This is a genomic window from Nostoc sp. UIC 10607 (assembly GCF_047228265.1).
Lineage (GTDB): Bacteria > Cyanobacteriota > Cyanobacteriia > Cyanobacteriales > Nostocaceae > Nostoc > Nostoc foliaceum_A.
On record NZ_JBIQNW010000030.1, the window covers coordinates 17,777 to 41,737 of the forward strand.

Below are 23,961 nucleotides of genomic sequence, written 5' to 3' on the forward strand. Positions count from 1 at the left end.
TCTTAAGGATTGCTCTTTGAACAACGGCCCATGCTCAATTACAAAATTCCCAAAAAATGGTTAATTTGGGTTACCGTGGCTTTGATATCTGCCTTGTTGCTGGCGATCGCATCTACAGCCTCAAGTATTTACTTATATGGCAGCAGTAGTAATAGTAGTAATAATATCAAGGCAGATGCAGCAATTGTTTTAGGAGCAGCAGTTTGGGGACAAGAACCATCTCCTGTTTTCAGAGAGCGAATCAACCACGCCATTAACTTATATAAAAATGGATCTGTTAAGACGATCATTTTTACTGGCGGAGTTGGTGAAAGTAATGAACCTGCTGAAGCTATAGTTGGAAAAAATTATGCAATCGCGCAACAGGTAAAAGCTGCTGACATTTTCACTGAAACTCAATCTCGCACAACTAACCAAAACCTCAAAAATGCTTTAGAGGTAGCCAATGCTCACCAATTAAGGAAGTTTCTTATTGTTAGCGATCCATTGCATATGAAGCGAGCCGTATTAATGGCACGAGGCTTAGGAATGGATGCACATTCGTCTCCCACACCTACTACCCGCTATCGCAGTTTTCAGAGTCAGATAGAGTTTTTAAGCCGAGAAACTTATTTTTACTTAGTCTACTTAGTGTTTAAAATCTAGCTGTAGGTTCAATTGTACAAAATTGTGGGTTTTCGAGACGCGATAAATCGCCGTCTCTACAAGTGTTTTGGTCTTATCTGAACTGCATTGTATTATAAAAAGCGTGCAGAACATAAATATTTCCCCCTATTGTCCCCTATTTTGACTGCGTAAACCGAAACTACAATAACTCTGTGATGGAAAATAACCGTTGTCGATCTATTTGCTGAAGCTTGATTTTTTCAGCGTAGAAAGCCTGATAATACGATTGATAACGCTCTGGTTCAGCTTCGGGATCAGTTTGTTGCCATAATTCCAAAAAGTGGCGATAGCGTTTTTCAAGCATCACTAAATCCATGCAAGCGATCGCAGCTTGAACTACTTGCGGAGTCCGAAGTATTTCTTTTTGGTTTTTTTCATCCACGTGAAATAAGTGGGAAATTAACTCCATCTCGCTGCCAAATTCTAAGAACTGATCTTGCAGGCGGGAAATTAAATCTGGTGGAGACGCAAAATTTTTTGTTTGCCCATCACCAGATGAAATTTCTAAAATTCGTTGCCATAAAAATCGGTGGTGGGAAAGGCTAAATTGCAAATCTCGCTCCTCTAGTTCCTCAATAATTGCTCGACGCTGTTCAGGACAATGCAAGTAAATCCTTAGCAATAACGCCTCTGCGTGTTCTAAAAGGCTGCGTTCTGTGGGGAGTGGAGAGTGGGAAACTTTGCCACCTCCCCATGCTTTCTTCGCTGATACAGGATTAGAGTATGTAGCCGGAGGGGGAGCAATTTGAGTTAGCAGATTTTCGACTCGTAGGGGTATAAGTCTGGTATCTCCCAAGCTGAGTATTTCTGCACAGTAGGAAACATAATAGTTGCGTGTATCGCTGTTAGCTATATTTTTAAGTAATTTGACTAATTGCTGAGTTACTTGCTGAAAATCAGTAGCCTGTCTCAAGTCACGATCTTGAATAATTTGCTGAATCTGCCAGTCTAGCCAAAGTGGCGCATTTTTTAGCAGTTCTCCATAATCTTCTGGAGTGTGGCTATGCAAATATTCATCAGCATCTTTACCATCGGGTAAATTGAGAATTTTTAGCTGAACTTCGCCTTTGTATGCCAGTTCGGCAATTTCACCGATCGCCCGTTCGGCGGCATTGGTTCCGGCTTTATCAGCATCAAAGTTGAGTACTAATTGTTTCGATTCGGTGTAGCGTAATATTAACCGGACTTGTTCTAAGCTTAAAGCTGTACCAAGGGAGGCGACGGCGTTATTAATACCAGCGGCGTGGAGAGCGATCGCATCAAAATATCCCTCTACCACCACGGCTTGATCGAGTTGAGAAATCCCACCTTTGGCTTGATCGAGGGCAAATAATGTTTTACCTTTACTAAAAAGCTCGGTTTCTGGTGAATTCAGATATTTAGGTTGCTCATCCGTGAGGGTTCTCCCACCAAAGGCAATGACACGCCCTTGAACATCACGGATGGGAATCATCAAGCGATCGCGGAATACATCATAATAACCGCCCCCTTCGCGGCGTGGCTTAATTAATCCCGCTTTTTCCAGGATCTGCGCTGGGTAATGTTTATCTTCCACTAAATAACGATGGAGAGTTTCCCAACCTGCTGGGGCATAACCTAAACCAAATTGCTGTATAGTTTCTTCTTTGAGTTGGCGGTTAGATTGTAAATATTGAAGTGCTTTTTGCCCTTGGGATTGTCTGAGGGCGTGTTGATAAAACTGGGCTGAGGAAGCCAGAACTTCGTATAACTGATCACGCAAAGATAGCTGACGCTGTAATTCTTGGCGTTGTTCGGGTTCTAGGGTTTGTACGGGTACTTGGTAACGCCGTGCTAAATCCAGCACCACATCAGTAAAAGAGCGCTTCCCCAACTCCATGACAAACTTAATGGCATTTCCTCCAGCTTGACAGCCGAAGCAATAGTACATTTGCTTGGTTTGGCTGACAGTGAAACTAGGAGATTTTTCATCGTGGAAGGGGCACAAACCGACGAAATCTTTCCCGCGTTTGCGTAAAACTACGTATTCTGACACGACATCTACAATATCAGCCCGTAGTTTAACTTCCTCAATTGTGTCTGGGTGCAAGCGGGGGATTTGCATTCTAGTTTATCTATTAAGTCATGGGTTGGTAGTTAACACTGCGGTGCATTTCCCAACTGATAGCTATTATATTCTTGTTGCTAGACCAAGAATGATATATAGAATTGCTTACACTTAATTTCATCAGAGGAAATACCTAAAATGGGGCGTATTTTTATTTCAGCGGCTCACGGAGGCAAAGAAGCCAGAGGGATAGATCCAGGTGCGATCGCAGGTGGTACAACTGAAGCGAAAGAAATGATTCTGCTGCGGGATTTGATTGTCACGGAAATGAGAGCGCGGAATCTGGAAATTTTGGCAGTCCCTGATGACTTGAGTGCCGCCCAAACTATCACCTGGATCAATTCCCGCGCCCGTCGGGGTGATGTCGCCCTAGAAATTGAATCTGATGCAGCTAGCAGCCCTTCTGTGCGTGGGGCTAGCGTCTTCTACATTGTTAATAATAGCGATCGCAGAAGTAATGCTGAACAGTTGTTAGTGGCGTTGTTGCGCCGCGTACCCCAATTACCAAATCGCGGAGTTAAACCGGATACAAATAGTGGCTTGGGTAGTTTAGCATTCTGTCGCCAGACAACGCTTCCAGCTTTGATGATGCAAGTGGGGTTTCTTAGTAATCCAGAGGATCGGGCTTTGCTACAAACTCGTCGCCGCGATTTTGCCTTAGGAATTGTCGATGGACTAGTAACTTGGAGTCGCGTGATTGACCCCAATCCTGGAACTCCGGCGGAACCAAATTATCCGCCAATTAATATCAATATTAATGGGCAAAATTACTCAGAGCAAGGAGTGTTGGTTAATGGAAATGCTTACATCCCCATTGATTTAGTAGACCGTCTACGGATTGACCTTGCAAAAGCGGCTAATGTTAATCGGATTACCTATCGCAAAGTAGTTTATGTCAAAGCGATCGAACTGCGAGATTTTAATGTTGCAGTCAATTGGGATGCTACAACGCGTACTGTTAGCTTGCGATCAAATTTGATAGTTTGCTCTGGTCAATTTGAGCGGGTAATGTCGAACGGTAATACTTCAGAAGTACAGTTACAATTATTCCTGAGAAACAATAATGAAAATGCTTTAGTAAAGTTTCCTGATATCCCAAAACTTTATCGAGAAGAAGCAGGTATAGAGGGAGTTAACTATGATATTGCCTTTTGCCAAATGTGTGTAGAAACTGGATTTTTACGGTTCGGTGGTGATATTAGACCTGAGCAAAATAACTTTGCAGGCTTAGGTGCGATCGGTGGAGGTTCGGAGGCTGCATCTTTTCAAAGTGCCAGAATTGGAGTGAGGGCGCACGTCCAACATTTGAAAGCTTACGCCAGTTTAGAACCTTTGGTGCAGGAAGTAGTAGATCCCAGGTTTCGCTTTGTAACGCGGGGAATTGCGCCATTAATTGATCAGCTATCAGGGCGCTGGTCAGCAGATTTGGATTATGGTGCAAGGATTTCAGCGATGCTTAAACGATTGTATGAGTCAGCAGGACTTCTTTGAGTGAAGAGTCTCAACATTACTAAGGTTCTGTACAATGCGATACCTCCGGTGGGTGGAACGCGATCGCAAACGTGGTCTTCTTCAGGCATGAGGATGCCGTAAAGTTATTGTAGACTTGATAGCAATAAAAAAAACAGACCGTGATCGTCCCATCAAGCAGTAGAGCTTTAGTAGCAAGTCATAACAGTAGTTTAGAGTTTACCAGCGTGAAATACCTCGTATTCCCATAGTAATTAACGGAAAAATTAAAACTTTATCGCCAGGTGGCCAAAATATTCTAATTAAAAAAATTATTAATGATTTTGCCCCTCGTTTTACTCCTAGTGGAAAGCTCATCTATGTTGGGGATACAAATGAAAAATTCGCCCACTTTGATGAAACAGCATTGTCAGATTTGGGCGTTAACATCGATTCCCACGGCAAAATGCCAGATGTGATTATTCACTTCACAACAAATAACTGGTTGGTGCTCATTGAAGCTGTAACCTCACATGGCCCAATTAATCCTAAAAGGAAGAAGGAACTTGAAGTTCTATTTAGAACTGCCGAAATACCTCTGGTGATGGTAACAACATTTCTCAGTCGTAAGGCAATGGTGGCATATCTGGCAGAGATGGCTTGGGAAACAGATGTTTGGGTTGCTGAAGATTCTACTCACCTGATTCATTTCAATGGTGAATATCTATTGCAGGCTTACCAAATAGAAAAGAAGCAAACTTCCTGAATCTACAGCAAAATTCAGGTGTATGTGTAACATTTATAGCGCAATACGCTTGGGTTAAGATTTAACTCTTTGTCAATACTTTCTTATACCAATTCAATTAATGATTACAACATATCCTTGGGTAAAGACGCGATGAATCGCGTCTCTACAAATAGTCTATTTGTCGCATTCTTTTTTCAAATTGGTATTACATATCTTGCTTGTATTCTTCTAACAATTGCGGAATGTGATCATACCCATCTACACCGATAATCGCAATAATTTTCGGGCGATGTTGCTGTAAGAACTTTTGGAAAGCTTCTGCCCCTATCTGTCCTTGTAAAATTGTCAGTAACCCCGCCGGTTGTCGCCACTCACGAGAAGCAATTTGCTCCAAAAGATACATTCCCAAGCAGCCTGTGTAAATAGTTTTGTCCGAATTTTGTAGATGGTAATAAGCTTCTGCCAAATAAGCTAAGTTCCGCCCTTGCAGATACAAATCGCCAGAAACTTGCGCTGTTTTAAAGCCATCTTCGAGATATTTAATTGCCGTTTGGTGTTCTCCAATTACTAGATAAGCAATTCCTAAGCTGCTGACACATAAGGCTTTACTTTGAATATCGCCTAATTTCTCTGATAATTTTAAACCTTGTTCCAAATAGTTAATTGCGGCTTCATAAGTTTCCGGTTCTAGGTTTTCCAATTCCTGAGCCTGCATAACTTCGCTGTAACCTAAATTTACCAGCGCGTTTGCTTCTCCTGTGCGATCGCCTACTTGGCGACTTAGTATTAATGCTCGTTGACTATAGTTAATTGCCTCAGCATAATTTTGCTCTTGCACATAGGTGCGGCTGAGGTGGTTGAGATTGGCAATTTCACAGGCGCGATCGCCTGCATTTCTGGCTATCTCTAGCGCCTGCTGATGAAAATCAATAGAGCGCTGGTATTGTCCCAAAGCACGTTGTGAATAGCCTAAAAGTGTCAAAATTCGCGCCTTTTCTTGGGTTCCCTCGCCTCGACGCAATGGCTCATCCAAATAATCAAGGGCATCTCGCAAATAAGTGCCAGTAAAAGAGGCAAAAATCCCGCCGTAAAAGGGAAAATACGGACGCTGGGCAAAGGTTCGCAAAATCTGGAGCATGATTTGAGAACAGGCATCGCCGTATATTTTGCCAATGCTGCCAAAACCACTTGCTAACTGACTCCAAATCACTGCAAAGGTCAAAAAAGTGGAAATGGACAACTTTGGCCCCGCTTTAACATCGTAAGCTTGTTGGTCAAACCAGTTAATTAGTCCCCGTTGCAAGAACTGTAAAATCAATGCCATTTCCACCCAATCTCTGAGGGTGATTCCTCGTTGTCGCTCGGCAAAGTCAATTGCCGATTCTTCCATAGCCAAGGTGCGAAGCAGCGTTTTGGGTAACTCACTATTGAGTTGTTTAGCCCAACTTGCCCAAGGGCCACGTTCTCCCGGTACGCCGCCAAATCCCAAAGATTCTTTTTGCTCGTACATCCAACTGAGCAAGTTGTCTTGCAATTGCTGCCAAGAAGCTAAACCACGGGTAATCCCTTCAGAAAATTGTTCTAAATCAGCATCTGCCTGAGCAAATTGCAGCAATGCTTTTGACAATTGCTGTAGCTGTTGTAAATTTAGCGGATACTTCTGATTGGGGTCAGTAACCCGTATAAATGCCGCCAGACGTTCGTCAGCAGAGGCTGTGGTAATTTCTGTAACTGCGGAGGCGATCGCTTCTGTGGCTTTGTTTTGCTCTGAAGAGCGTTGCCATTGACTTTGAATAGTCTTAATCGCTCTCAAACTCCGAGTCGCCTTGGCTTTTTTGAGTTCATCTTTTTCACTATCGACTTGGCTTTGGAGAGCATTCAGCCGATCGCTCAAAGCTAGCTCAAAGACTTCCCCTGTACCGGAAGTGATCCCTTTAAGCAGCATTTGATACACCATCTCAACAGAGCTAATTTTGCCCTTGAGGGTGGTTTCGACAATTTCATCGATTAAGGCAAGATAGCGATCGCGCAATGGCAGAGAATCTGACACTTTAGCTACTAGGAAACATCACGTCAATTCTAATTCTAGTCTTAGCAGCAGAGGTGGGGAAATTTTGAATTATTCAAGTCCGTCCGGTGAGATTGGCAACTACGGCTGCTAATTCGCCCGGATTGACTGGCTTGGGGACATGAAGTTGAAAGCCTGCTAACAGGGCTTGCGTGCGATCTTCTGCCCTAGCATAGGCTGTCAGCGCCACTGCTGGAATCCGTCCACCTTGGTCTGTTGGTAGCGCCCTGACTTGACGAATTAGTGTGTAGCCGTCTTCTTGTGGCATACCAATATCGCTCACCAGTATATGGGGGTGAAACTGTTGCAGGGCAAGCAGTGCATCACTTGCAGATGGAGCAGCCATGACTTGGGCACCATACTGTCCCAGAATCGTAGTCAGCAAATGACGCGCGTCTGCCTCATCATCAACAACCAGCACCCGCAAGCCATCTAGCTTTGGCAAGTAATAGTTAGTCTCTTGGGTATCTCCAACAGATGAAAGCTGCTCCGCCGTATTAGTCTCTACATAAACGGCTTTCATTGGCAGATTCACAATGAATGTTGCCCCCTGTCCAATTCCTGAACTTTCGGCAGAGACTGTGCCGCCGTGTAATTCTACCAAGTGGCGGACGATCGCTAACCCTAATCCTAATCCACCATGCGATCGCGTGCTGGAACTGTCTTCTTGACGGAAGCGTTCAAATACATGGGCTAGGAATTCGGCAGCAATTCCCACTCCTGTATCACTGACTCGAATTTGCACGCATGATTCAATTCGCTCCAATTCCACATCAACTCTTCCCCCCTTGGGTGTAAACTTAACGGCGTTGGAGAGCAAATTCCACACAATCTGTTGCAAGCGGTTGGCATCACCCACAACTACCCCTACTTCCGGGTCAAATTTACACTTGATGCTAATCTCTTTGGCCTGGGCTGCTGGATACACAGTATCGATTGCTGCCTCTACAAGTGGTACAAGTTTTACCCGATGAATACTTAAATGGAGTGTGCCTCTAATAATCCGCGAGACATCTAAGACATCTTCAATCAGTTGAGCTAGGGATCTGGTGTTACGCTCAATTGTCTCTAGTGCCCGCGCAGTAGTAGTTTCATCAAACTTGCGATTCCTAAGTAGCTGTGTCCAGCCCAATATGGCGTTTAGGGGTGTGCGGAGTTCGTGGGAGAGTGTGGCGAGAAATTCATCTTTCATCCGGTTTGCAGCTTCTGCATCGGCGCGTGCTGCTTGTTCGCGCTCAAGCAGTTGTTCGCGTTCTTGCTCTGCTTGCTTGCGATCGGTAATGTCAATCATGAACCCATGTAGTAGCTGCGCTCCATCCTCATCCCGCACGACATTAACAATGTCATATAACCACACGACTCTGCCATCAGCAGCCAACACCCTGTATTCAAGTTCGTAATTATTTAGTGAGAGCGAAGATTCTTGGTAATACTGGATAGCCCACTCCCGATCTTCTGGATGTATACATTTTGCCCAAAAATTATCGGTGTACCAGTCTGACAATGGATAGCCAAGAATCTCAACAGTTTGTGGCCCTACATAGGTAAAATTCCCAGTCCTAGCATTTACCTCCCAAGGAATCACGCGGGCTTTTTCTGTGAGTGTCTTTAACCGTTTCTCGCTCTGTTTGAGAGCTGCTTCTGCTAACTTGTGAAGTGTAATATCTGTGATTAGGGCAACAAATCCTTCAACTTTTCCTTGCTGACTAAACTGGGGAACGTAAGTGACATTCACGTAATGGTTTATGCCATCTTTATCGGGTAATTGGGTTTCGTAAGTTACTTGCTCTCCTGAAAGTACCTTTTCTACATAAGGCAGAATTGACTGATAAACTGATTCTCCGACAATTTCTCTAATGTGTTTACCATAAATTTCCGAAGTAGGAATTCCAAACCAGTCTTCATATCCTTTATTATTAAAGCGATAACGCTGCTCCCCATCAACATAAGAAATCTGGACGGGCACAGCATTTGTAATCAGGCGGAGTTGATCTTCTCGTTGACGCAGTGCTGCTTCTGATCGCTTGCGTTCTGTAATGTCGCGTTGAGTTCCCCACGCTCTGACTAAAAAGCCATTTTCGACAATTCCTACCAGATTATTCAAAAAATATTTGGAATTACCTTGCTTATCTATTTCATGAGACTCTGCATCAATGAGTCGGTAGTTAGAACGGATAAAACTACGCAGGTATGCAATATTATGTGGATCGGAGGGAACGAGCAAGTCTCCTAGTCTGGCGCTGATGATTTCTTCGGCACGAGAAAAGCCATACATCTGCGCCATAACATTGTTGCATTCCGCTAAGTAAACATATTGGTAAAAATGTTGAATTTGTTCATCTTCTGGACAATCTAGCGAAATTGGTACCTCTAGTTCAATGCACCAAATACCTTCTGAACTCTGCTCTAAAAAAGTGCGGTAGCGTTCTTCGCTTTTGCCAAGGGCAAGCTCTACTTGTTTACGTTCACTTAAATCAAGTACAAAACAGATAACATCCTCTGGATTATTTTCTAATAAGGCGCAACCTAATAAAATGGGAACACGGCTGTCATCTTTGCGGATGTATTCGTTCTCAAAGGGCTGACACACGCCTTTGGTTGTGAGTTCTGCGATTGCGCTGTTATTTGCTTCAATATATTCTGGTGGTATCATGTCACGCCATCGAACTCGCCCTGCTAGCAAATCCTCCTGCGAATAACCTACCATTCGTAAAAAAGCATCATTAGCCTCTGCGATCGCCCCGTCCATATTGGCTACAATTACCCCAATGATGTTGGAATCTACCAACCTTCTCAACCTAGCTTCGCTCACCTGTAGCTTCTGCAAACTCATTTGAAGATGTTGTTTGGCAGTGCGTAGCTCTGAGTTCAGCAAAGTGATGAGTGTTGTCACCAGCATAAACCTGCCTAACTGCACTATGCTGTCTAGGTTATCAACAAAGGGCGAAAATACTGGCTCTAAGAAAAAGTAGCTGACGGCTAAAGCAGACAAAGCGGTAGTCAGCAATCCTGCTTCCATGCCGGCATACCAGGCACTAACGGCCACGGCAGCAAAAAACAGCAGGAAAATAGTTGGTTTCAGTAGTGGCTGTAGCAATAGTGTTAGTAGCAATGCGCTACCAACAGCCAATAGTGCCACAGCATAGGGTATTAGAAGGGAACGTATTCCTTTCAATGTGGCTTCTCCTTTTATGCAGCTAGCTAAAGGATTATTCCCAAAATCAGCTAGACAATGCGTTGGCGTAGCCTGTCGTAGACATCGCTCAACACCTATTATGCATCGGAAAAATACACCCCTAAGCAGTTAGTTGCTGCGAATCTATCTAAAGTAGTAAAACTCAGTTTTAGCAAATGTTCAATAACCTGATAGTTGTCGCTCTAATTATATACATCTATGCTTTTTGATTCTCCATCAAAAAGCATAGATATATTAAGTTTATGAATTAATTGCTTTTAGTATATAAGTCATCATTTCTCCTTTGCCTTTAACCTGAATTAAACCTCGTTTCTCCAATAAGTATTTATCCTTTAAAAGCTGATAACTTGCTTCACAAACCTGGATACTACCTGCTATACCATGTGATTCCATTCTACTTGCAGTATTTACTGTATCTCCCCAAAGATCGTAGGCAAACTTTTTTAGCCCAATTACCCCTGCCACTACTGGCCCAGTACTAATGCCAATACGGATGCGAAATACTTGGTTGTTTTCTACATTGAAGATAGCTATAGCATTTTGCATATCCAATGCCATATTAGCTATAGCTGGAGCATGGTTTTTAGACTGATTTGGCAATCCAGCAACAGCCATATATGCATCGCCAATGGTCTTGATTTTCTCTACCCCATGAAGTTCTGCTAATTGGTCAAACAAACAGAATATTGTATTTAATAACTCGACTAATTCCGCAGGAGATGTACGAGTTGAAAGCTCTGTAAAACCGACAATATCGGCAAACAGTACCGTAACTTCCAGAAAACTATCGGCAATAGTTGTAGGCTGTTGTTTTAATTGTTCTGCAATCATCTCTGGCAGGATATTTAGTAGCAGTCTTTCTGATTTTTGCTGGGCTAGCTCCATTGCCTTGCGGGCGTAAAATTCTTTTTTGCGCAAGCGTTCGTATAAATAGACAGAAAATACACAAATTATGCAAGTCCAAAAGAAGTATAATCCTTGTTCAGCATAAAAAGCTGATGGATTTTTCAAGATAGGTTTGGATAAAATATATAAAGTTAAATAGCAAATTATTGTTCCAAGTTGAGATATTAAATGCATCCACCATTGGACTGGAACAATCATAGCCTGAGTGAGAAACATCAGAGTCCAAATATTGCTTCTAGGTTCCAAATCATTAAACAGCAAAGCTATATCAATTTGGACAGCACAAGTTACAGACCAGCATAAACTCAAAAAAATTAAGTCAGAATGACGGCGGCCGATAGGAGTTTTACATAAACCCCAACAAATAAGAGTGAATAATTCTACTACAATACCAATTTTAAAAGCGTATATCTTGCCTTCTAGATGTGAATTTGCCCAAAGAAAAAAAGCGATTAAAGTCAAGCCAGCTACCAGCATAATCTGCGCCTGTAATTGCAGCCGTTTTAGCAGAAAGTTCTGTCGCTGTTCTTTATAAGATTCGACAAGGTTATTGTTGGTTTGTCGATCAGACATTCCATGACTAATGAGCGTATCTAGTTGGGTTTTGTCAGAGTTACTTGGATGAATCATGCACTTTTTGCGTTATTAGTAATCAAGGGAGTGTTGACTGTTGACTGTTGACTGAGGAGTTATTATTCGCCCCTCCACTCTCTTGCTACCCTGCCCAATGCCCAATACTCATGGCCCGTACCCCTACACTAAATTTTGATCGTGGCACATTAATTTTGCATCCACCACCACGCGGCAAAGGTTGGATGGATTATGCTACGTGGGATGATAGAGTTGAGAAATTCCGCATTCCAGCAATTAGATACCGATCGCTAGTGGAAGCACTACAAGCGGAAGATGTGAATTTTATCGATGAGGCGAAGGAATTTTATCCTGTAGATTTGGTACCCAGCCTGGAAATGGAACCCTATCCTCACCAAACTGAGGCGCTAGCGGCTTGGAAACTGGCGGGTAGACAAGGGGTTGTTGTGCTTCCCACGGCGGCGGGAAAGACTTATTTGGCGCAAATGGCGATGCAGTCAACGCCGCGCACGACGCTAATTGTGGTGCCAACTTTGGATTTAATGCATCAGTGGTATGCACATTTGGTAGCGGCTTTCCCTGATGCTGAGGTGGGATTGCTGGGAGGTGGTTCGCGGGATAGAACGGCAATTTTAGTTGCAACTTATGATAGTGCAGCAATTCACGCTGAGACGTTAGGGAATCAATATGCATTGATTGTTTTTGACGAATGTCATCATTTACCGACAGATTTTAATCGGGTGATTGCTGAATATGCGATCGCACCTTATCGTCTTGGACTCTCCGCTACACCGGAACGCACCGATGGTAAACACGCTGACTTAAATATCCTCATTGGTCAAGAAGTATATCGCAAACGCGCTGAAGATTTGGCGGGGAAGGCGTTAGCAGAACATGAAATTGTCCAAATTAAGGTAAAGTTATCGCAACTTGAGCGCGAAAGATACAATCAACTAATTCAAACTCGGAACGACTTTTTGAAACAATCCAAGATTTCTTTGGGGAGTTTGCAAGGTTGGCAAATGTTCGTGCAAATGAGTGCGCGATCGCAATCTGGACGTAGAGCTATGTTAGCGCACCGGGAAGCGAAAGATATCGCTTTGGGTACTGATGGTAAATTGCGAATTCTGATTAATTTATTGGCAGAACATTATCCGGCACGAATTTTGATTTTTACTGCGGATAATGCAACGGTTTATCGCATTTCTCAAGAGTTGCTAATTCCGGCAATTACTCATCAAACTCCTGTGAAAGAACGGCATGAGATATTAACAAAGTTTCGAGAGGGTCAATTTAATACTTTGGTTGCTTCTCATGTGTTGAATGAAGGGGTTGATGTGCCGGCGGCTTCTGTGGCGATTATTTTATCAGGGACGGGTTCGGCTAGGGAGTATACTCAGCGCTTGGGGAGGGTTTTACGGAAGGGGAATATTGAGAATAAACAGGCAATTTTGTATGAGGTGGTGGCGGAGGATACGAGTGAGGAGGGGACTTCGGCTAGGCGGAGAGGGGAGAGGAGAGACGAACCGCAGAGGCGCGGAGGACGCAGAGAGGAGGAGGAGAAGAAAGGGAAGTTACAGGTTGTGTATGGGAGTGGGAAGGAACGGAGTTTGAAGGCTGCGGAACAGTTAGAAATTAATTATTCAACCGGAAGTCCAAAATCTAAAATCCAAAATTCAGCAGATGTTACCGACAGACTTACTGATGCATCGCCAAAACGGGGAGGAGATCATTCCGAAGAGACTGAAGATTGATCAGAAAACTTCAGAGTTGGCGATTGAGTTAATTAATTATTTTCAATCAGCAGTGGGGAAGACTCAAGGTGTACTTGAGCGACAACTGACTGATTTTGAAGGAGATTCTACAGATTATCGGGTGAAGCGAGGGTTAGCTTATATTCTCAAAAGCAGTTTTTGCACTTTTGAGGTGGTTAGTCCTCTGGAACCACAAATGTTAAGAGAACGGGTGTTTTCGTTGGCTGCAAAGTCTGTTTCTAGTCGAGAATCTACACAAGTTACTCTGAGTAAAATTGCTGATGAGCTAACTCAAGAACTTGAGCGGGAAGTTTTACTAGAACAGGTTCGTAATGGACTATATGCTGATTTATCTGAAAATAAAATCTTGACTGTTTTTGATGCACCAACAGCGCCAGATTTGATAAATAGATATAACTTATCTCAGGTGCAGGGTGTATTTTATAAAGCCAGTCAACTGGTGTTAAATGCCCATCGTAATGTTCCGGGTGAATATAAGCTGTTATTTCGCTATCTAAAGTTGTTTCAATTGATGGCTTATATTGAGGGTGATGCTGATCACGGGTTTACAATTACGATAGATGGGCCGACGAGTTTATTTAATCCTAGTACGCGATATGGGTTAGCGATCGCTAAACTTATTCCCGCTTTACTTCACGTCACTAAATGGAGTCTTTCTTCCATTCTCCAAACCCGCGATGCATATACAAACACTTGGAAAACTGGACGTTTTACTCTCAATTCTGAATGTGGTTTGGTATCCCATTATCCACCAGGAAAGCCCTACGATAGTATGCTAGAAGCATCTTTTGCTGATAAGTGGGATGCGTTGAAAAGTGGTTGGGCGTTAGAGCGAGAAGTTGATTTGATACCAATTCCTGGTAGTGTGATGATTCCCGATTTTCGCTTGGTACATGCTGATGGACGCACCTTTTTATTAGAAATTGTTGGCTATTGGCGACCAGAATATTTACAAAAGAAGTTTTCTCAGGTGCGGCGGGCTGGACGTGATGACTTAATTTTGGCAATTTCTGAGCGACTTAATTTAGAAAAGGCGGGAGTAAAATTAAATGATGTCCCCGCCAGAATTGTTTGGTTTAAAGATAAGTTATTGCCGAAAGCTGTGTTAGCTGTAATGGATTGATTAAGGATAAATGAGATGAAAAGTATAGAAACAATTGCCACAGTTACCAAAGATGGTAAGATTACAGCGCAATTACCATTGGATATTCCAGAGGGTAAGCATCAGGTAGTAATAGTAATTGATGAAAAGCCTTTGGCTGAGAAAGCAGAGAGCAAGGAAAAACGCCCTCCTCTAAACTTTCCTGTAGATAATTATGGGCCTTGGCCTGAAAACCTTTCTTTGAGACGTGAGGATATGTATGGTGATTGGGGTCGCTAACTCTGTATTTCTGGACACAAACATCTTAGTGTATGCAAATGTGTCCGAATCTCCCTTTCACCAAGCAGCACTACAGGCTATTGAAAATCTTTATGACGCAGGAATTGAATAATGGATTAGTCGCCAGGTGTTGCGGGAATTCTTAATGACTCTTAGTCGTCCACAAGCATTGATGAATCCCCGACCTGTTGCACTCATAATTGAGCGTACCCGATTTTTCCAAGCTCAATTTCGAGTAGCTGATGAAACCGCCCAAGTGACAGAAAGACTTTTATCTCTAATGGAGCAAATTACTATTGGTGGTAAGCAAGTTCATGATGCAAATATTGTCGCTACGATGCTAGTTTATGGCATTCCTCAGTTACTCACTCACAACACGAGTGATTTTGCTAGATTTTCGGGATTAATTAGTGTGTTTCCATTACAAGGTTAACGCCGTGTGCAACTTTATCTCAAACCTAACTCCCAACCCCTTCCCTTGTAGAGAAGGGGAGCAAGAATCAAAGCATTTCGACCTTTCGGGGAGAGGAATAGAAGCGGGGTTCCAATTTTGGTAATTATGAAATCCTACTGATTAACCCCAAACGCTTCTGCGTTCCCAATATTCAGCGACTCTTTTTTCCCACTGCTCCCAGTAATCTTTAATAACTGCTGATTCAAACCAAAATACTTCTGCTGGCATTTCTGGAATTGCTACTACCAAGAGAGCGTGCTTTAGCTGAATCCCATAATCTTGATAATATTCGTTAGCTGCTCCTATGTATGCCGTAAGTTGCAGTGGATGTTCATATAAATGCTCAATTGAACCTTTGGGTTTGTCTGCTGTTTTCCACTCACAAATACAGGGAATACCTTGATAACTGGCAATACAATCAACTTTGCCAGAATAACCCAAATCATGATGAAAAACAGAGCCTTCCACGAGTCTAACTTTGTCGATTTGTTGTAAAACTGGCTGGATACTCTCCCAATAAGGGCGACTGGCTTCGGGACAAACAGGATTTTGTCCAAGGAGGTAGCGCTCAATTTGTTTGTGTGTTTGGGTTCCCCGACGGCTAGCAGTGGTAGTAATGCGGCTAGCTTCTTCTGTGCCAACACGCGTTTTCCAGTTTAATAATCTGTCTCTGTCTGCTTGTGATTTGGTGGCATTGAGTATTGTAGTAACGCTGGGAAAGCGATTTCCCTTGGCATCTACATAATATTGTTTACCATTTTCTCTTTTGGCTGTAGCATTAATGCGTGGTAGCAGTTGGGTATCATGCATCAGTTGGTGTGTTGACTTTGAGATTCCCTCAAGAAGGAAAGTGAATAAAACCCCTTTCCATTGTAAAGAATGGGGCTGCGGGTAAGGGTTTGTTACAGTGCAAAATGTCACATTTACCGCTTATTCTTTTAAATCATTCGGCTTTTCGTCAGACATCGCTCCGTCAATATAGTCGCTCAGAATAAACTTTATGGCCATGAAATCTCGCGTTGTGCTACCAGTTTAATTTATGTTAAAACAACTGTTCAACACAATTATTATTTAAACTGTCACTTTTTTTCAGATATTGTCGAAAATATAAACGATATAATTCACACGCAGGAGTACTGCGATCGCCTTCTAAATTAATTAGCCCCATACTCTGTAATTTATATGCCAATGCTGGCTCTAATTGCACATAATTTGTAGCGTTAATTACCTCATAAAAAGCATCTTGCAATCCTGGCTCATCTTGTAGCACTAACACAAACTGCCTTAAATACTCGTGATAAATTCCTGCTTCTGTGGGTGCTTGTTGCAATAGCTGTTCTAAATCCCCTTCTAGTCCTCCTTTACCCACAAGGTGATATAAAGCCAAGCGCACCAAATAAGGATATCCCCCCACCATTGCCATCAAACTCTCGACGTTTTTACTATCTGTCCAATCCAAGCCGTGACGTACTGCTAAATCCTGTACCTGTTCTTTTGTAAAGGGAGGTAGCTTAATCGGTAAACCAATATTAAATGGTGATTGAGTCAGTTTTATAGGAACAAAAATTTCCATTGAATAAACTAGAACTAGGCGCAGTTTTTGCCAAATTTCTACCCCTTTGGCTCGTTCATGCCACGATCGCACCAATAGTAACAATTCTCCAACAATTTCCTCATACTCATACAGCCAATCCACTCCATCCATTACCAAAACAAGGGGAGTTTCCAGCGCAGACAGTAAATACTGTTGGAAATAGATAGAACAACTCACCTTGCTACCCATATCTTCATCCCAATAATCATTGAGTTTTGGTTCTAGCTGCAATTCTCGACTGACGTTGATACAGAACCAGCGTAAAAATTTATCCAAACTGGCAAATACTGCTTTATCTGCTTGCTGAAAATCCAACATTACAGTACTCAAACCTTGATTGTTAGCGTGTTTAAGCAACCGCAAAATCAGAGAGTTTTTCCCCATCTTCTTGGGTGCTTTGATGCAGATGAGACTCCCAGGTTCAGCCATTTTTGCGTAGGCGAGTTCCTCAATTGGCGGACGAGGGATGTAAAATCTGGAATTAAGGGATACTGGGCCACTAGGAAATTCTAAGGATATAGCCGTGGCTGCTTTGTTGAATTCCTTAACTAACTGCTGATGTGTTTTACTAAGACGATGATTTTCTACAGTCTGGCGGAAGTTTGATTTATTTATAGGTTCTTTGCAAAAATCACTCAGCAATTGCCATAAATGAGCAGCAATTTTCCTGACATGTTCCTCGTCGTACTGAGCTTCACAGGCTATATTGGTGTAGGTTTTTCCTTCCCACGAAGAACGTAATATGATCTCTTGAAATGTCGTTAAACCGGTTGCTTGACTGGCTTTTAGTAGCAATACTACTTCATCTATAGTCATTACTCATCGGCTCTAAAGCATGAAATTTTCTCACACCATTATTCTTTGGAACTCAATGTAGCCTGCCTTCTATGGATAGCAGCCAGCCCTTTCCCAAAAAGCTACAAACAAGGCTTGACAATTTATTTGTATCCTAAAATATTTGACATGACTTAATCATAGAATTTTTTTTACAAAATTTTTCGACTTTTTAGGTGATTATATGTGATTTGAACTACTTTTTTTAGACATATCTTAGAATATAGATGCACACAATGTAGCGATTTTTTTCTAAAAAATGGCCACGGCGATCGCAACAGAGGTTACATTCGTCCGTTTACCTTTTTCTCAATTCCATCCAAATTAATGATATGGGCTGATATATCTCTGACCTAAGTTACAGCCTAATCAACCAAGTAGACGATTTGTTAACAAAACCGTACTGTCCATAACTGGATCGTCAGGGTGCTAAGACAGCGTAGAGAGAGCTACAGGACATCTTCCTCATCGTACCAGCAGCTATGCATATCGAAGAACCCGCTACTCATAAATCGGAAGCTCTACTTTCAGTACAAGATTCTCAGAGTTTCCCAGAATCACAGCCACTGCAAAAAGGACAAAAAGACTTATCTCAAGAAGATTTAGATCCTTGCCAATGCTCACAAGCCGCCTTACAAATGGCATTATTAGCCAGTGGCTTGGGGTTGTGGGATTGGAATCTGGTAACTCATAAAACTTATTATGATCCCCAGTGGAAGCGCATTCTGGGGTATGAAGAAGACGAAATTGATAATGATTATACATCCTTTGAGCGACTTGTACATCCAGGGGATTTAGCGAGAATTCGCCAGACATTGCACGATTATCTCCAAGGATGCACACCTGTGTTTGAAGTCGAATTACGAATGCTGGCTAAATCCGGTGAGTGGAAGTGGATTCTGGCTTGTGGCAAAGTATTTCAGTGGGATGAATTCGGTAAACCAGTGCGGATGGCGGGGACGCACAAGGATATTAGTCAGGATAAAGCGATGTCTACGACGGGCTGCGCCTACGCTATTCAACAATACCAACTATTTGAACAACTCCAAACAGAAATTACCCAACGCCAATCTACCGAAGACCAAGTTAAGGAAAAATCACAGCAGCTAGAAATTACCCTCGAAGAACTTAAATATACCCAAAGGCAGTTATTACAGAACCAGAAAATGGCTAACCTCGGTCAACTGGTAGCAGATATGGCTAACGAAATTAACAACCCCGTTAGCTTCATTTACGGCAATCTCCATCCTGCGAGTCAATATGCTGAAGACTTAATCAGAATCATTGAACTTTACCAACATTACTATCCCAAACCGGCCCCAGTCATTGCCTTACATCTGCAACGCCTCGACCTTGGTTTCGTGAAGACAGACTTTTTAAAATTGCTGTGGTCAATGCGAGCCGGATCTGAGCGCGTCAAAGAAATTGTTTTCGCCTTGCGGAATTTTTCAACCTCTGACGAAGGTCAAATGAAAAAAGTTGACCTGCATAAAGGACTTGATAGTGTTCTGAGGATTTTGCAGCATCGTTTGAAAGAACAACCAGATAGATCAGGTATTGAAGTAATTAAAGACTATGGGGAATTGCCCTTAATCGAATGTTACCCTGGCGATCTAAATCAGGTATTCATGAACATCTTAACTAATGCTATTGATGCTTTAGAAGAAAGGATGAAACATGATTATTTATTTACCCCTAGAATTTTTATTCAGACAGAAATTATTAGCAGTCATTTATCATTGGTAAATAGTAATGAACCTTGGATAAATGACAAACGGACAGGAAAAAAACACAAAGTTATAATTCGTATTTTTGACAATGGTAAAGGCATACTTCCCCATATCCAAAGACAGATATTTGAACCATTTTTTACCACCAAACCAGTAGGAAAAGGAAAAGGACTGGGACTATCAATTAGTCGGGAAATTATAGTTGAAAAACATCAAGGGAAACTGAAGTGTAATTCTCAATTAGGTCAAGGCACAGAGTTGGTCATTGAGATGAATACAACAGCAAGACACTATACCGCTATGAGAAAACACGCCAGCTTTTAAGTAATTAGCCTTGAGTAGGAGGTGTTAATTTTTGCAAGTCGATGCATTAACAAAGCGGCGTTATACTGAGCGTATCTCAAAGTTATGGTTAGCGTAGTACAAACAGCACAGTAAGTAATGTTCACGTTTTACCTAATCAATGAGAGTAATGCACGCGCTATCCTAAGTTGGCGATATGAGCCACCTTATGATCTATACAACTACTCAGAGCAAGAAGCTAATTCACTACAACATATTCTGCACTCCCAGAATAACTTCTATAGCATTGTGGATAAAAATAGCGAGTTGGTAGCTTACTGTTCTTTTGGACAAGATGGACAGGTCACTGGTGGTGATTACCGCGATCAGGCGCTAGATATTGGCATGGGAATTCGCCCTGACTTGACCGGACGAGGAAAGGGTGCTGAGTATGCCAATGCCGTATTGAAATTTGCAGACAGTTTATTTAACCCAAAAGCTTGTCGGGTGACGATCGCAGCATTCAATAAGCGTGCGATACGGGTATGGCAGAAATTGGGATTCGAGTATCAGCAGTCGTTTGAGCGAGAGAATGATGGAATGCAATTTATCATTTTATTACGAGCAGACTGCTGTAAGACACTGCCCAATTTTGACAATTTAGCTTAGAACACCTCTAAGCATACCTAAACTGACATTTAAAACAGCAGATGTTAGATCATCAATGTCAGAATACTGAGTCATAGGATGGGAAAATAAAGGTGATTAATGCCCATCTCCAAACTTGCTAGGCCATTCACCCAAGACAGATAAACAGCAAATTTTATCAGTCAAAATCTATGAATTTGACCCCCTCCCAAACTCGAAAGCGACCCACTCAAGCGATCGCAGCCAAAATTTTTCACTGGTGTAACATTATTAGCCTGTTTATCATGCTCACCAGTGGACTACAAATTTACAACGCCAACCCTGTTTTTGGTGGGCGTGCAGGTTTGCACATTCCTCCGATATTTACCTTAGGAGGTTGGCTTGCTGGAGGTAGACACTGGCATTTTGCAGCAATGTGGCTATTTTCACTAAATCTCCTGTGGTATGGAATTTACGTTTTAATTACCCGGCGCTGGCGACATCGGTTTGTCGGTGCCAATGACTTGAAAGCATTACAAAAAAGTCAAAATTCCAAGCGTCTAATTTATGCTTGGCATCGGATTGCCTATACAGCAATTATTCCTATTTTGCTTCTAGCGTTATTTACAGGAATAGGAATGTATAAACCTGCTCAATTTCCCTGGATTGTGGATCTGTTTGGCAGTTGGCAAGCATTACGAATCGTTCACTTTGCCTCAGTACCGATGGTTATCTTATTTGCAGTGATTCACTCTCGATTAGGGCGGAAAGCTGGTGGTACTGAATTAACAGAATCAATGTTTTGATAAATAATCTTTTTTTCACAAAAATATGAACTTTTTTGATAAATTGAATCGTAATATCTTGCAAAATCAAAGCTTACTGTTTGTAGGACTTGATCCAAATCCAGAGATGATGCCTGTGCGTTATGAATCTGAAGAACTCATCGCTGGTTTGGAGAAATGGTTACAATTCATTATTGCTGAAACTTCTGATTTCGTTTGTGCCTATAAACCGACACTTGGCTTTTACGAAGCATTAGGTATTCCCGGTTTAGAACTGCTGTACAAAACTTTAGCAGCTATTCCAGCGCACATCCCAGTTATTTTAGATGCTAAACACAGTGACTTAAATACTAGTACCATTTTTGCTCAAACTGTGTTTACAGAATGGCAGGTGGATGCAATCACTCTTAGTCCCTATACAGGACAAGATCATGTAGCACCTTTTTTGGTCTATCCTGATAAAGCGGTGTTTATTTTATGCTGTACTTCTAATCCAGGTGCAGAAACTTTACAGCAATATCCTACAAAGGAATCGCCCCTTTATTTACAGGTAGTAAAAGAATCAAAAACCTGGGGAACTCCAGAACAATTGGGTTTGGAAGTGGGAACTACAAATCCTGAAGTTTTAGCACTTATTCGAGCAATTGCGCCTGAAAGAATTATTATGGCGCGTAGCATCTGGGCAGATGGTCAAAACCTGAAGCAAATTTTAGAAGCAGGCTTGAATGCTAACGGTGATGGTTTGCTGATTCCTGTTCCTCAAGATATGTTGGGAAACACACAGCTATCTGAAGAAGTCCAGTCTTTACGCGCAGAAATTAATCAAATCAAAACTGAAATTATTCACGAAAATTCTACATGTTCTGTGTGGTTTCCTGATGTTTGTTTGCTAAATCAGCACCCACAACAGGATTTGATTTTACAACTTTATGATATTGATTGCATTATGTTTGGCAGCTTTGTCCAAGCATCAGGAGCTATATTTCCTTATTACATTGACTTACGCAAAATTATTTCCAATCCTCAAGTTTTTAATCAAGTTCTCACTGCCTATGAGGATATTTTGAAGAATCTCCATTTTGATAGGTTAGCAGGTATTCCCTACGGTTCTTTGCCTACTGCTACCGGTTTAGCTTTGCGCCTTCATTGTCCGATGATTTTCCCTCGTAAAGAGGTGAAGGCACACGGAACTCGGAGAGTAATTGAGGGTAACTTTCATCCCGGCGAAACGATTGTGGTGGTTGACGATATTCTCATCAGCGGTAAAAGTGTCATGGAAGGGGCAAAAAAGTTAGAATCCGCAGGATTAAAAGTTAATGATATTGTGGTATTTATCGACCATGAACAAGGGGTAAAAGATAAATTACAGCAAAATGGTTATCGCGGTCATGCGGTTTTAACTCTTTCGGAAATTACGAATACTCTGTATCAAGCTGGACGAATAAATGAGGAGCAATTTTTAGCTTTTAATGAAAGTTAGTACTCAAATAACCGAAAATTGGAAATGGGTAAAGATTTTCATCATCTCCGTCCCCTTATTCATATTTAATCCCCAGGTTCAATTTAGTCACTAGAATAATTTTGATTTTTAAATTAATTATGAATTTTTCACTCAATCAACTACTTAAATGGTTAATTTTTACGCTGCTATTTCCTCTAGTATTTCTCAATAGTTGGCTAGCATTTTTACTTTTTAAAACTTTTCAACCTGTCGGAACAATACTTGTCTTGGCTATTTTGCTTGCATTCGTTTTAAACTATCCTGTTTCGATTCTCCAACAACGAGGAGTTAAACGCAGCTATGCAGTATCATTAGTTTTTATATTAGCATTGGTAATTATTGTTGCTCTGGGTATTACTTTAGTTCCCATTATTTTAGAGCAATTTAATGAAATGGCCAAAGTTCTTCCCCAATGGATTGATTCTAGCGAAGAAAAACTTAAAGTTTTAAATGATTGGTTTTTAAGGCACAAAATAAATGTGAATCTGAGTCATTTATTAACACAAATTACTGACCAATTACCCAATGAGATAGAGTTTGTTTCAGATAAACTTTTAAGCATTATCAGAGATACGATTGATAGTATTTCTGAGGCATTAATCATAGTAGTTATAACTTTTTATCTGTTGTTAGATGGGCCAAGAATTTGGGAGGCGATATTTAAAAAGTTACCTGGGAGTTTACCTCAACAGGTAAGCCAGTCAATTCAGCAAAACTTCCAAAATTACTTGATTGGTCAGGGAACTTTAGCTTTGCTGATGGGTGTTTCACTAACATTATTGTTTTTAGCTTTTCAAGTCCAGTTTGCTTTACTCTTCGGTTTGGGAGTTGGGCTTTTGAGCTTAATTCCCTTTGGCGATGTTGTCAGTCTTGTTGTAATAACTTTAATAATAGCCACACATGACTTTTGGCTAGCAGTGAAGGTTTTTGCGGTAGCTGTTGTCATTGACCAGTTAATTGATCAGGCGATCGCACCACGACTTTTAGGCAAGTTTACTGGACTTAGACCAATATGGGTGTTAGTTGCTTTGCTTGTAGGAACCAATGTTGGTGGAGTCTTGGGTTTGCTAATCGCTGTACCTGTAGCTGGTTTTATCAAAGATGTAGCAGATGGTTTTTCTAAACCTAGTGGTTTCGATCAACCTGTTGATGGTGATGCTGCATCAGAATTGTTAGTAGAGGAGTCAGCATCATGACTAATTTGTGAGGGGGTAGCGGGACAAGGTAATTCAAAATTACAATCTCCTGTAGAATTGCCCGCTTTTAAGCATAAGAAAAAATCGAGCTA

General features: G+C 41.7%; 18 protein-coding genes. 12 read left to right on the forward strand and 6 right to left on the reverse strand.

From position 1 onward, the window contains the following. Window positions 1-30 precede the first annotated feature (30 nt). The gene (locus ACEYW6_RS22315; protein ID WP_412981476.1) at window positions 31-645 is read left to right on the forward strand and encodes a YdcF family protein; all 615 of its coding nucleotides are present in this window, start codon (window positions 31-33) and stop codon (window positions 643-645) included. Window positions 646-805: 160 nt separating this feature from the next. Here the strand turns inward: ACEYW6_RS22315 and dnaG are convergent, their stop codons facing one another. Continuing rightward, window positions 806-2,749, reverse strand: a complete 1,944-nt coding sequence (dnaG, locus tag ACEYW6_RS22320; protein WP_412981477.1) for a DNA primase — start codon at window positions 2,747-2,749, stop codon at window positions 806-808. Between the two features lie 141 nt (window positions 2,750-2,890). Here dnaG and ACEYW6_RS22325 point away from each other — a divergent pair, with 141 nt between their 5' ends. After that, the gene (locus ACEYW6_RS22325) at window positions 2,891-4,243 is read left to right on the forward strand and encodes an N-acetylmuramoyl-L-alanine amidase (protein ID WP_412981478.1); all 1,353 of its coding nucleotides are present in this window, start codon (window positions 2,891-2,893) and stop codon (window positions 4,241-4,243) included. A gap of 232 nt (window positions 4,244-4,475) precedes the next feature. Beyond that, window positions 4,476-4,967, forward strand: coding sequence for a BsuBI/PstI family type II restriction endonuclease (locus tag ACEYW6_RS22330; protein WP_412981516.1), 492 nt, complete (start codon window positions 4,476-4,478; stop codon window positions 4,965-4,967). 187 nt (window positions 4,968-5,154) lie between these two features. Here ACEYW6_RS22330 and ACEYW6_RS22335 read toward each other — a convergent pair whose 3' ends face one another. The 3 genes from ACEYW6_RS22335 to ACEYW6_RS22345 form a co-directional block, all read right to left on the reverse strand. Next, complete coding sequence (locus ACEYW6_RS22335; RefSeq protein ID WP_412981479.1) at window positions 5,155-6,999, reverse strand: tetratricopeptide repeat protein; 1,845 nt, start codon at window positions 6,997-6,999, stop codon at window positions 5,155-5,157. A gap of 73 nt (window positions 7,000-7,072) precedes the next feature. After that, entirely contained in the window at window positions 7,073-10,192 is a 3,120-nt protein-coding gene (locus tag ACEYW6_RS22340) for a PAS domain S-box protein (RefSeq protein ID WP_412981480.1), read from the reverse strand. Between the two features lie 261 nt (window positions 10,193-10,453). Then, entirely contained in the window at window positions 10,454-11,581 is a 1,128-nt protein-coding gene (locus ACEYW6_RS22345; protein ID WP_412981481.1) for an adenylate/guanylate cyclase domain-containing protein, read from the reverse strand. A 278-nt stretch (window positions 11,582-11,859) separates the two neighbouring features. Here ACEYW6_RS22345 and ACEYW6_RS22350 point away from each other — a divergent pair, with 278 nt between their 5' ends. The 4 genes from ACEYW6_RS22350 to ACEYW6_RS22365 all read left to right on the forward strand — a co-directional run bounded on the left by ACEYW6_RS22350 (window position 11,860) and on the right by ACEYW6_RS22365 (window position 15,299). Beyond that, the gene (locus ACEYW6_RS22350) at window positions 11,860-13,464 is read left to right on the forward strand and encodes a DEAD/DEAH box helicase (protein WP_412981482.1); all 1,605 of its coding nucleotides are present in this window, start codon (window positions 11,860-11,862) and stop codon (window positions 13,462-13,464) included. Continuing rightward, a complete protein-coding gene (locus ACEYW6_RS22355; RefSeq protein WP_196509827.1) occupies window positions 13,394-14,608 on the forward strand; it encodes a DUF790 family protein in 1,215 nt (404 codons plus the stop codon). The genes ACEYW6_RS22350 and ACEYW6_RS22355 overlap by 71 nt, the downstream gene beginning before the upstream one ends. Before the next feature lie 15 nt (window positions 14,609-14,623). Next, window positions 14,624-14,866, forward strand: a complete 243-nt coding sequence (locus ACEYW6_RS22360; protein ID WP_412981483.1) for a hypothetical protein — start codon at window positions 14,624-14,626, stop codon at window positions 14,864-14,866. A gap of 145 nt (window positions 14,867-15,011) precedes the next feature. Continuing rightward, a complete protein-coding gene (locus tag ACEYW6_RS22365) occupies window positions 15,012-15,299 on the forward strand; it encodes a type II toxin-antitoxin system VapC family toxin (RefSeq protein ID WP_412981484.1) in 288 nt (95 codons plus the stop codon). A gap of 141 nt (window positions 15,300-15,440) precedes the next feature. On the opposite strand, the gene ACEYW6_RS22370 is transcribed toward ACEYW6_RS22365, so the two are convergent. Together ACEYW6_RS22370 and ACEYW6_RS22375 are read right to left on the reverse strand one after the other, a co-directional pair. Further along, complete coding sequence (locus ACEYW6_RS22370; protein WP_412981485.1) at window positions 15,441-16,130, reverse strand: PD-(D/E)XK nuclease family protein; 690 nt, start codon at window positions 16,128-16,130, stop codon at window positions 15,441-15,443. 232 nt (window positions 16,131-16,362) lie between these two features. Further along, a complete protein-coding gene (locus ACEYW6_RS22375) occupies window positions 16,363-17,730 on the reverse strand; it encodes an AAA-like domain-containing protein (RefSeq protein WP_412981486.1) in 1,368 nt (455 codons plus the stop codon). Window positions 17,731-18,230: 500 nt separating this feature from the next. Between ACEYW6_RS22375 and ACEYW6_RS22380 the strand changes: the two genes are divergently transcribed. The 5 genes from ACEYW6_RS22380 (at window position 18,231) to ACEYW6_RS22400 (ending at window position 23,869) form a co-directional block, all read left to right on the forward strand. Continuing rightward, on the forward strand, window positions 18,231-19,802 hold the full coding sequence (locus ACEYW6_RS22380; protein WP_412981487.1) for a sensor histidine kinase: 1,572 nt from the start codon (window positions 18,231-18,233) through the stop codon (window positions 19,800-19,802). 117 nt (window positions 19,803-19,919) lie between these two features. Further along, complete coding sequence (locus ACEYW6_RS22385; RefSeq protein WP_412981488.1) at window positions 19,920-20,429, forward strand: GNAT family N-acetyltransferase; 510 nt, start codon at window positions 19,920-19,922, stop codon at window positions 20,427-20,429. Between the two features lie 170 nt (window positions 20,430-20,599). Beyond that, on the forward strand, window positions 20,600-21,193 hold the full coding sequence (locus ACEYW6_RS22390; RefSeq protein WP_412981489.1) for a cytochrome b/b6 domain-containing protein: 594 nt from the start codon (window positions 20,600-20,602) through the stop codon (window positions 21,191-21,193). A gap of 25 nt (window positions 21,194-21,218) precedes the next feature. After that, a complete protein-coding gene (locus ACEYW6_RS22395; RefSeq protein ID WP_412981490.1) occupies window positions 21,219-22,652 on the forward strand; it encodes a bifunctional orotidine-5'-phosphate decarboxylase/orotate phosphoribosyltransferase in 1,434 nt (477 codons plus the stop codon). Between the two features lie 119 nt (window positions 22,653-22,771). Beyond that, on the forward strand, window positions 22,772-23,869 hold the full coding sequence (locus tag ACEYW6_RS22400) for an AI-2E family transporter (protein ID WP_412981491.1): 1,098 nt from the start codon (window positions 22,772-22,774) through the stop codon (window positions 23,867-23,869). Window positions 23,870-23,961: the final 92 nt, after the last annotated feature.